At 44.6% G+C, this 9694-nt stretch carries 10 protein-coding genes; 3 read left to right on the top strand and 7 right to left on the bottom strand.

The window, feature by feature from the left end; all coding sequences use genetic code 11:
* The first annotated feature begins 413 nt into the window (after window positions 1-413).
* From DWZ47_RS15085 to DWZ47_RS15075, 3 genes are all read left to right on the top strand, one after another.
* Window positions 414-1925 carry a bifunctional ADP-dependent NAD(P)H-hydrate dehydratase/NAD(P)H-hydrate epimerase gene (locus DWZ47_RS15085; RefSeq protein ID WP_004304672.1) on the top strand — a complete coding sequence of 504 codons (1512 nt, stop codon included), beginning with the start codon at window positions 414-416 and terminating at the stop codon, window positions 1923-1925.
* A gap of 72 nt (window positions 1926-1997) precedes the next feature.
* Window positions 1998-3065, top strand: a complete 1068-nt coding sequence (locus DWZ47_RS15080) for a DUF4831 family protein (protein WP_004301894.1) — start codon at window positions 1998-2000, stop codon at window positions 3063-3065.
* A 36-nt stretch (window positions 3066-3101) separates the two neighbouring features.
* Window positions 3102-3386, top strand: coding sequence for a hypothetical protein (locus tag DWZ47_RS15075; RefSeq protein ID WP_004301893.1), 285 nt, complete (start codon window positions 3102-3104; stop codon window positions 3384-3386).
* Window positions 3387-3568: 182 nt separating this feature from the next.
* Here DWZ47_RS15075 and DWZ47_RS15070 read toward each other — a convergent pair whose 3' ends face one another.
* The 7 genes from DWZ47_RS15070 to pdxA form a co-directional block, all read right to left on the bottom strand.
* Window positions 3569-3919, bottom strand: coding sequence for a PqqD family protein (locus tag DWZ47_RS15070; RefSeq protein WP_004301892.1), 351 nt, complete (start codon window positions 3917-3919; stop codon window positions 3569-3571).
* Window positions 3920-4016: 97 nt separating this feature from the next.
* On the bottom strand, window positions 4017-5405 hold the full coding sequence (locus DWZ47_RS15065; protein ID WP_004301891.1) for an MFS transporter: 1389 nt from the start codon (window positions 5403-5405) through the stop codon (window positions 4017-4019).
* Between the two features lie 247 nt (window positions 5406-5652).
* Window positions 5653-6048 (bottom strand): preprotein translocase subunit SecG, encoded by a 396-nt coding sequence (secG, locus tag DWZ47_RS15060; protein ID WP_008651012.1) that lies wholly within the window; start codon window positions 6046-6048, stop codon window positions 5653-5655.
* 6 nt (window positions 6049-6054) lie between these two features.
* Window positions 6055-6828: a hypothetical protein gene (locus DWZ47_RS15055; RefSeq protein WP_008645322.1), complete on the bottom strand. Its 774-nt coding sequence runs from the start codon at window positions 6826-6828 to the stop codon at window positions 6055-6057.
* Window positions 6829-6833: 5 nt separating this feature from the next.
* The gene (lptE, locus tag DWZ47_RS15050; protein WP_004301888.1) at window positions 6834-7361 is read right to left on the bottom strand and encodes an LptE family protein; all 528 of its coding nucleotides are present in this window, start codon (window positions 7359-7361) and stop codon (window positions 6834-6836) included.
* Entirely contained in the window at window positions 7348-8589 is a 1242-nt protein-coding gene (locus DWZ47_RS15045) for a sigma-54 interaction domain-containing protein (RefSeq protein ID WP_004304664.1), read from the bottom strand. The genes lptE and DWZ47_RS15045 overlap by 14 nt, the downstream gene beginning before the upstream one ends.
* Window positions 8590-8598: 9 nt before the next feature.
* Window positions 8599-9693, bottom strand: coding sequence for a 4-hydroxythreonine-4-phosphate dehydrogenase PdxA (gene pdxA / locus DWZ47_RS15040; RefSeq protein WP_117513694.1), 1095 nt, complete (start codon window positions 9691-9693; stop codon window positions 8599-8601).
* Between the last annotated feature and the right edge of the window lies 1 nt (window position 9694).

Genomic DNA, 9694 nt, shown 5'->3' with positions numbered 1-9694 from the left:
AAAAGAAAATATAGCAGAACTGTAAAATATAAAAGAGGTTGTGCCAACGTTTTGACACAACCTCCAGTGAATAAAATTAAAGCGGTAAAAAGACAGATGTACAATAGGGCAGGAATTAAACTACTGAGAGCGAAGATTATTTATTCACAATAGAAGAAGTACCACCAAATTTGACGAAGAACCAGAAATCTTTTTCAGGAGAAATAAAAGTAAGTTCATAATGGTGCTGCATTGAATTATTTTTTGGCGGAGTTATTCTAACACTTAATAGTTCAAAAACAGATATTTCTCTGACCAAAAGATAGAACTAATGATGAATTAAAAGTTGCAATTATGGTTTTCTTCCCACAACAAACGGGAAAAGTCAGAAGAATCATGTACATTTGTAATCCGAAAACTAAAAGAACATCGCAATGAAAATATTTCCAAGCAGCAGTATCAAGAAATTGGACGCTTATACCATTGAGAACGAACCTATTGCATCAATCGATCTGATGGAACGTGCAGCAACCGTATTAACAAAAGCCATCACAGACAGATGGAATACGGAAACGCCGGTCACTATCTTTGCCGGACCGGGGAATAATGGCGGAGACGCTCTCGCCGTAGCCCGCATGATGGCTGAAAAAGGATATAAAATCGAGGTATTTCTCTTCAACACGAAAGGAGAACTTTCACCCGACTGCCAGACCAATAAAGAACTGGTAGAAATGATGGAAGAAGTAAAATTCCACGAAATCAGTACCCAATTCGTACCTCCCGTCCTGACGCCCGATCATCTGGTAATCGACGGATTATTCGGTTCAGGCCTGAACAAACCGTTGAGCGGTGGATTCGCTGCCGTAGTGAAATACATCAATTCCTCCCCTGCCATGGTAGTAGCCATCGACATTCCTTCCGGACTAATGGGAGAAGAAAATACATTCAACGTAAAAGCTAATATTATCCGCGCCGACGTAACTTTCAGTCTGCAACTGCCGAAGCTCGCCTTTCTTTTCGCAGAGAACACTGAATTTGTCGGAGAATGGGAAGTGCTGGATATCCAATTAAGCGAAGACGGTATTGAAGAGATGGAGACTAACTACGAAATGTTGGAAATAGAAGAAATCCGTTCACTCATCAAGCCACGCAAACAGTTTGCCCACAAGGGGAACTTCGGCCATGCACTATTGATTGCCGGTTCAAAAGGAATGGCAGGAGCCTCTGTTCTCGCTGCCCGCGCCTGCCTCCGTTCGGGAGTAGGGTTGCTGACTGTTCATGCACCAATGTGCAACAACGACATCTTGCAGACCTCCATACCCGAAGCAATCGTAGAAACCGACATCAACGAAACCTGTTTTGCCGTACCTACCGATACGGACGACTATCAAGCAGTCGGCATCGGCCCGGGACTGGGACGAAACGAGGAAACGGAAGCTGCCTTGTTGGAGCAACTGGAACACTGCCAGACTCCTGTTGTAGTGGATGCCGACGCTCTTAATATCCTCGCCAACCACCGCCATACCCTTACCCACCTGCCGAAGGGTTCCATCCTCACCCCGCATCCGAAAGAACTGGAACGTCTGACCGGCAAATGCCAGGACTCTTACGAACGTCTGATGAAGGCTTGCGAACTGGCCCGTGCCGCCCATGTCCACATTATTTTAAAAGGAGCCTACTCCGCCATCATCACCCCCGAAGGTAAATGTTTCTTCAACCCAACCGGAAATCCGGGAATGGCAACCGGAGGTAGCGGTGACGTACTGACCGGAGTAATCCTGGCGCTGCTTGCCCAAGGTTATCCCACCGAAGAAGCCGCTAAAATCGGCACTTACATTCACGGATTGGCGGGCGATGTCGCTCAAAAGAAGCAAGGAATGATCGGAATGATCGCAAGCGATATTATCACCTGTCTGCCGACAGCATGGCGACTTGTAAGCGAATAAAAGTTAAGAACTTACAGTTTTTTCAATAACTTCATTAACTTTGTTTTCAAAACCAGTTAAAAAGAACCGAATATGAAAAAGTTGATTATAGCAGCAGGACTACTTATGACAACGTCCGCCTATGCACAAACCGAAGTACTGACAGGGGTTACCCGAGGAAAAGACTATGGAGTGGTTTACAGTCTTCCCAAAACCCAAATAGAACTTGAAATAAAAGCCAACAAAGTCAACTATACTCCGGGAGAATTCAGCAAATATGCTGATCGTTACCTGCGACTGACCAATGTCTCCGCCGACCCTGAAGAGTACTGGGAACTGACTAGCGTAAAAGTGAAATCCGTAGGTGTGCCCAACAGCGAAACGACGTATTTCGTAAAATTGAAGGATAAGACAGTAGCACCGCTCATGGAACTGACAGAGGATGGCATTGTGAAAACGATCAATGTTCCTTACAGCAACAGCAGTGTAGGCAAAAAAGCCGCTCCCGCTCCCACAGTCCTCCAAAAGAAAGCAAATCCTCGTGAATTCCTGACCGAAGAGATTCTGATGGCTAGCTCTACCGCCAAGATGGCCGAACTGGTGGCTAAAGAAATCTATAACATCCGCGAAAGCAAAAATGCCTTATTGCGCGGACAGGCTGACAATATGCCTTCAGACGGAGCACAGCTTAAGATTATGCTCGACAATCTGAATGCACAGGAAGAAGCCATGACGCAAATGTTCTCCGGCACCTGCAACAAGGAAGAGAGAACATTCACTGTCCGCCTTACCCCTGACAAGGAATTTAACAATGAAGTTGCTTTCCGCTTCTCGAAGAAGTTAGGTGTAGTTGCCAACAATGATTTGGCAGGAACTCCGTTTTATATCAGTCTGAAAGACCTGAAATCGGTCAAGATACCACAGGAAGATGGTAAGAAGAAGAAAGATTTGGATGGAATCGCCTACAACGTACCCGGACAAGCTATGGTTACATTGACCGACGGCAAAAAGAAACTTTACGAAGGTGAACTTCCTATTACTCAATTTGGTGTGATAGAATATCTGGCTCCGGTTTTGTTCAACAAGAATTCTACCATCAAAGTTTATTTTGATCCGAATACGGGAGGATTGCTCAAAGTGGACAGAGAAGAAGGGAAATAGAAAAACGAGAAAGTGAACTTCTAAAAAACAAAGAATATGGTTGGTGAAGGACATGCATTCGACATGATACGCCGAATAAAAGAGGGACGGGAAGCTTCCCGCCTACGTCGTGAACGTGCTAACGACAAGTTGAAGCATTTAAACCGTGCAAACGAACCTTATCCACTACCCAATACCACTCCCGAAGAAATGGAACGTATCATCCACGACTCGGAGAAAAAGAAAGAGAAAGACAGCAATTATTTTGTTTGGGGAACGCTTATTATCATGGGAGTCCTGATAGCAATTGCCGTCATACTTTGGGCTGTATTTATCAAATAAATAATAATAAATTCACCACAGAGGACACGGAGGACACAGAGGTTTAATCTTTTTTATTCACTATAGAGTAACACAGAGTCTCACGTATTGAGAATCGTATTTATCGCTCTGTTTTACTTGCGGAAAGAGAGAGAAGAACTCTGTGTCCTCCGTGTCCTCTGTGGTGAAATATAAATTCCTATTTATGCGACTGGTATCACCAGTTTTATAAATCCATCTTTCTGCATTTGAGAAAGATAAGCCGATACACGCGACTCGTAGCCCTCTTCATTTTGAAAATGGTCTGCGAGTTTTTCTATAATCTCACGAACATTGCGTTTTCCATCTATCAGTTCCCATACAGCCGTACCGTGTTCTTCCAATTTCACATGAAGTTCTTTCGACATTCCTTTCGGCACAAGGAAGCGTTGCATCCACGGATATTTAAAACGGGGAAAGGAGAGCACAATTGTCTCCCCTTCCCTTTCTGCTGTAATATGTTCACTGCGACAGGGAATGACCTCTAACAGGTTGATTTTCTCTTTGGCAGCCATACTTCTTATTTTTTATTTCAGAGTATTCATACTGATACCCTTTTGTTTACACCTTGATACAAAATTCCTTTGTTACTTTAGGTATTGAATTTCCCAGTTACTTTTGGATATTCGCCTCTTCCAGACCGTATCCCTTCTTCTTGTTCTCTGCCTTCAACATCAAAGCCACAATCAGAGCAAGTACACCAAAGAGAGCAAAAATAGTCATCGGCAACGTGTAGTCATAAGTCTGTGCACCGTCTACTACCGGACCTTTGCAATAAGTATTCAACACCCATCCGATCAACAAAGGAACACCCATCAATCCCCAGTTCTGTACCCAGAAAATCAATGCGTATGCGGTACCCAACTGTTTTTCCGGAATAATCTTCGGAACAGACGGCCACATAGCTGAAGGCACCAACGAGAAGGCAAATCCCAATATAATCATGATGATAGTAGCAAACCACCATATATTCAGTATAGGCAGAGCAAACATCGTATGCACAAAAATAAGCATCACTGATCCGATTATCATCAATGTGGCTCCCTTACCGATACGGTCATAAAGCGAACCGAACAACGGAGTCAGGATAATCGCACCAATCGGCAACAATCCGGGAATCGTTCCCGCCAACTTCGGATCTACGTTATATTTCTGCACCATCAAGTCGGCAGCATACTTGATAAAGGGGAATACAGCCGAGTAGAACAATACACATAGTAATGCAATCAACCAGAATCCTTTATTGGTAATAATATACACAATATCTTTCATACGGAACGGTTCTTCCGGTTCCAATCCCTCTGCATCCAAAGAAGCATCCAACTTCTTATCATAGAAAGTATAAAGGAAAAAAGCAATCGTACCCACGCACAACATAATCAGACAAAACAAAATCGGAGCAGGAATATTTGTATGGAATGTGCCACTCTCATCCGTAGATCCGAAAAAGTCTGCCAAAGGAACTGTCAATACCATCGCCAGAGTTGTTCCGATACGTGCCGTAGCCATTTCAAGTCCCATAGCCAATGCCATTTCCTTGCCCTTGAACCATTTCACTATAATCTTGGAAACAGTGATACCAGCAATCTCCACACCTACACCAAAGATAGCATATCCCAATGCAGCCAACGTCACCTGTGTTTTAAATCCAAAGAGCATGGCACCTTCCGGAAAAGTAGTAGAAATCGCATAGTATTTCAATCCACAACCAAACACCATCAATAAGCAAGCTCCCATTCCGGTGAAACGAACTCCCATTTTGTCCAAAATGATACCACCGAAGATCAGCATCAACAAGAATACGTTAAACCAACCGTAAGCGCTTGTGAAGAATCCATAATCAAGACTATCCCATAATAGTTCTTTCTCAAGCATGGGTTTTAGAGGAGACATTACGTCGGTGAGGAAATAGCCGCATAGCATAGTAAATGCGACCAATGCTAGAACACTCCATCGGAGTACGGCGGAGTCATTCAATTTCTGTTTCAAATGTTCTGTCATTGTTATATTTAAAAAAGTAGTTAATAATCTTATACAGCCAACAAAGGTAGTTAAATCTCGTTTGTTTCTATCACAAAGAGATTGTTTTTACAAGAAAAAGTTAAGTGCGGATTACACTGACCACGCGGAACATTGAAAATCCGTGTAATCTGCGTAATCCGCACTTAAATATCAAAGAAATGCAGCATCCGTCTGCACCTTCCCATTAATGGTTTTACCCCAAAGTCTTACCTGACGACGGAGTGAATTACTCTGCTGCAGGAGCAGGAGTTTCAGTAGCCGGTGCCGGAGTTTCTGTAGCAGGTGCATTGGTAGCAGGAGCTTCAGTTTGCGGCGCAGCCGTACCTGCGGGTAAGTTATACGGGTTAGTCTGTTGTTCTTTCTGTGCCTGTTCCAACACTGCATCTTTAACAACTGCAGAACGAGGAACTACATAAGCAGTAGCAATGCTCATTACAACCATAAAGATGGCCAGGCCCCATGTTGCTTTTTCCAGAAAGTCTGTAGTCTTGCGTACGCCCATGATGGCGTTAGATGAAGAGAAACCAGAAGCAAGTCCGCCTCCTTTTGAGTTCTGAATCAGCACGATGAAACACATCAACAAGGCTGCAATAACCATTAAGATAACGAATAATAAGTACATTTTTAGTTATTTTGAATTAGCGTTAATAATCAATTTCTCCAAAAATCTGATTTGGTCTGCAAAGTAAGCATTTTTTTTTGGATATTTCAAGCTTAATTTTTTAATTATTTCAAGAGCTTTTGAATATCGTTGCTGTTTAACATAGATTTTTGCCAAAGTTTCCGTAAAACAGCTGTCATCTTCCTCTTCTTCCTTCATCGTTTCTTCTTCGGTAAGTTCGTCCGAAGAGGTTGGCGAAGATGGCATTTCTTCTCTTAAAGGTTTCATGCAGAGGGGAGAGTCGCTCTCGCTCTTTTCTATAAAGTCGTCAATCAGTTCGAAGCCTTTGAGTTTGGGCGTTTCTTCAGCCGGCTGTTCCGTGGCCGGAGTCTCCTCCAAAAGGAAAGAGGTGTAATCCATCGAATAGTCGAAACTGGTCCGGGCAGTCACCTCTTCGGGTACTGTGGACAAGAAAGCGTCGATCAATGCTAATGTGCGGTCTACGGACGGTTCGTCTTTCAGCACCTCCGTGAGAGGTACTCCCTTTTTCCGTGCCTGCACATCATAGCGGTCACCTTCAATCAACCGGAACAACTGCCGTCTGTCTGCAATGTAAAGAACTGCTTTCCGCAGTTCTCCACCGAAACTAATATCATGGAGAATATACAGATTCTTCAGATACAGCAGACGAAGTGACTGAAAATACGGATACCTCGCAAGAAGATTGCGCAGTTCGTACAAAGTATCCCTATTCAGCGTCTCGGGATGCTGAATCCATTGTTGAAAGTTAACAGAAGTCATTTATATTACCAGTTTGCTACAGTTGCATTAAAAATTTGGTCGGTGATCTCTTTAGACATTTCAGCAATCAATCCGTCCTGTACGGCAGTCAACAACTGGGTAGAGTCGTAAGTACGGAACGCAGAAAACTGTTGTTCAAAGTCTTCGGCATGATTGGTGTTGTTGACAAAACGCACATTGACGGTGATAGTCAACTTCGTCTCCGAAGAATAACCGTCGGCAGATACTGCCTGATTGTACTGATTGTAACCTGTGATTTCTCCGTCAATCTGCAAGTCGGCATTTTGACTCGGCTTGAGCAGTTGCAGACGGGTCTGCCGGATGAAGATATCTTTCAGGTCCTCATTAAACTTGGTTGCCAACGGAGCATACACATACTCCGACTTGATCGGGAAGTCGGCTATCGAAATGGTCTTTACCTTATCATAATTGATAGACGATCCGTTAAACTTATAGGAAACAGTGCACGCAATGACTACCAACGGCAAGCCGAACAGTAACAAAGGGCGTATTATTTTCTTAATCCAATTCATATTCTTTTATTTTTCTATAAAGTGTACGCTCGGAAATATTCAAGTCCTTGGCCGCACTCTTCCGCTTTCCGTGATGCCTTTCAAGTGCTTTGCGTATCATTTCTTTTTCCACTTCGTCCAGTGACAAAGGAGGTTCTTCTACATATTCTTCCGTGTCTTGTATGTCGTCATCATCCTTGCAAACCGCAGGCTGCATGGTATGAATGATCGCAGGTACCGAAGGCTGGTGTGTCGTCACTACCGGAGTAGTAACCACCGTTCCCACTTGTCCTACCTGCCCCACCTGTCCGGCACGTTCCGCCATCAGGTTGTGCACCATCTTCTTCAGCTCCGCCACTTCCTGGCGCATATCGAACAGAACAGAATAAAGAATCTCCCGTTCGCTCTCAAAGCCTTTACTCTCACGCGTTCCCATCAGCGCGGGAAGACGTTGCGTATTTTGTGCGGGAAGATAATTCTGCAAGATAGCAGCAGAGATCTCCCTGTTGGTTTCAATGATAGATATTTGCTCGGTGATGTTCTTCAACTGACGAACGTTGCCGGGCCACGGGTAAGCCAATAACTCTTTCTTCGCATCCTCCGTCAACTGGATAGCAGGCATCCGGTATTTCTCTGCAAAGTCTGCGGAAAACTTACGGAACAACAAAAGTACATCGTCACCACGTTCACGCAAAGGCGGTATTTGGATAGGCACCGTATTCAACCGGTAATATAAATCTTCACGGAAACGTCCTTCTGCAATCGCTTGTGTCAGATTGACATTGGTAGCTGCCACAATACGAACATCCGTCTTTTGCACTTTGGACGAACCTACTTTTATAAACTCGCCACTCTCCAACACACGGAGCAAACGCGCCTGGGTAGGCATCGGCAACTCCCCTACTTCATCAAGGAAAATAGTACCACCGTCGGCTTCGCCAAAGTACCCTTTCCGTTCGCCAATCGCACCGGTAAACGCACCCTTCTCATGCCCGAACAGTTCGGAATCAATCGTGCCCTCCGGAATAGCACCACAGTTGACAGCAATATACTGTCCGTGCTTCCTCCGGCTATATTGATGAATAATCTGCGGAAAACTTTCTTTTCCGACTCCACTTTCTCCGGTAATCAGCACAGACAAATCGGTAGGAGCTACCTGAATGGCAACATCTATGGCGCGCGACAATGCTTCAGTATTTCCAATAATACCGAAACGCTGTTTCACTTGTTGTATCTCTGCTCTCGTCATCACTCGTTTTTAATCTTCGTCTACTGTATCCAGCTTCAGTTTATCACTATCGTCACGTTTCTCGTAATACTGTTTACGCAACGGATTGGCACGAGCCACTTTTTCCCGCTGACGATTACGGAACACATCGATGGCAACATAGATTGCCTGACGGAAAGAATCTTCACAAGCCAATCCCTTGCCTGCAATATCGTATGCCGTTCCATGAGCCGGAGAAGTACGTACTACCGGCAGGCCTGCCGTATAGTTCACCCCGTCTTCCATAGCCAAGGCCTTGAACGGAGCCAGCCCCTGATCGTGATACATCGCCAGGATACCGTCAAAATGAGTATAATTGCCTGAACCCATAAAGCCGTCGGCCGCATAAGGACCGTAGCAAAGGATTCCTTTCTCTTCCATTTCTTTCATGGCAGGGATAATCACTTCCTGCTCTTCCATTCCCAACAAACCACCGTCTCCGGCATGAGGATTGAGAGAGAGCACCGCAATACGCGGAGCGCCGATACCGAAATCCTGTTTCAGGCAACGATGGAATATCATCAGTTTCTCCTGAATCAGTTCTTTGGTAATCGTAGTCGCGATCTCTCTGACAGGGATATGTGTCGTCACCAAAGCCACCCGGAAGTCATTCTTCATCAAAATCATCAATGACTTATCACCATTGCCCAGACGTTCTTCGATATATTCCGTATGTCCGGGGAAAGAGAACTCTTCCGACTGAATCGTATGTTTGTTGATCGGAGCTGTTACGATAACGTCTATCAACCCTTCGCGATATTCTTCAATGGCACGTTCCAAAGCCCCCAGCGCAGCTTTACCGGCTTCGGGGTCGGGTTTGGAAAATTCCACTTTCACCTCATCATCCGTACAGTTCACCACACTCAAACGGTTGTACCCCGCTTCGGTAGCAGAGTTGACAATGCTGAAATTGGCCTGTATATCCAGCGCTTTGCGATGATAAGCCGCTACTTTCGGTGAGCCATAAATGATCGGAGTACATAGTTCCAACATTGTAGGGTCGGAAAATGTCTTAAGAATCACCTCATAGCCCACCCCGTTAATATCTCCTTGGGTGATACCTATCCTTATCTTGTTATCTTCCATG

Source organism: Bacteroides sp. AF32-8BH (assembly GCF_003435205.1).
GTDB lineage: Bacteria > Bacteroidota > Bacteroidia > Bacteroidales > Bacteroidaceae > Bacteroides > Bacteroides ovatus.
Note: the sequence above shows the minus strand (reverse complement) of the source record. Positions and strands in the feature narration are given on the sequence as shown.

Bases quoted from the DNA above. Each gene is read 5' to 3' on its own strand.
- DWZ47_RS15085 (WP_004304672.1), top strand. From the start codon at position 414: ATGAAAATATTTCCAAGCAGCAGTATCAAGAAATTGGACGCTTATACC.
- DWZ47_RS15080 (WP_004301894.1), top strand. From the start codon at position 1,998: ATGAAAAAGTTGATTATAGCAGCAGGACTACTTATGACAACGTCCGCC.
- DWZ47_RS15075 (WP_004301893.1), top strand. From the start codon at position 3,102: ATGGTTGGTGAAGGACATGCATTCGACATGATACGCCGAATAAAAGAG.
- DWZ47_RS15070 (WP_004301892.1), bottom strand. From the start codon at position 3,919: ATGGCTGCCAAAGAGAAAATCAACCTGTTAGAGGTCATTCCCTGTCGC.
- DWZ47_RS15065 (WP_004301891.1), bottom strand. From the start codon at position 5,405: ATGACAGAACATTTGAAACAGAAATTGAATGACTCCGCCGTACTCCGA.
- secG (WP_008651012.1), bottom strand. From the start codon at position 6,048: ATGTACTTATTATTCGTTATCTTAATGGTTATTGCAGCCTTGTTGATG.
- DWZ47_RS15055 (WP_008645322.1), bottom strand. From the start codon at position 6,828: ATGACTTCTGTTAACTTTCAACAATGGATTCAGCATCCCGAGACGCTG.
- lptE (WP_004301888.1), bottom strand. From the start codon at position 7,361: ATGAATTGGATTAAGAAAATAATACGCCCTTTGTTACTGTTCGGCTTG.
- DWZ47_RS15045 (WP_004304664.1), bottom strand. From the start codon at position 8,589: ATGACGAGAGCAGAGATACAACAAGTGAAACAGCGTTTCGGTATTATT.
- pdxA (WP_117513694.1), bottom strand. From the start codon at position 9,693: ATGGAAGATAACAAGATAAGGATAGGTATCACCCAAGGAGATATTAAC.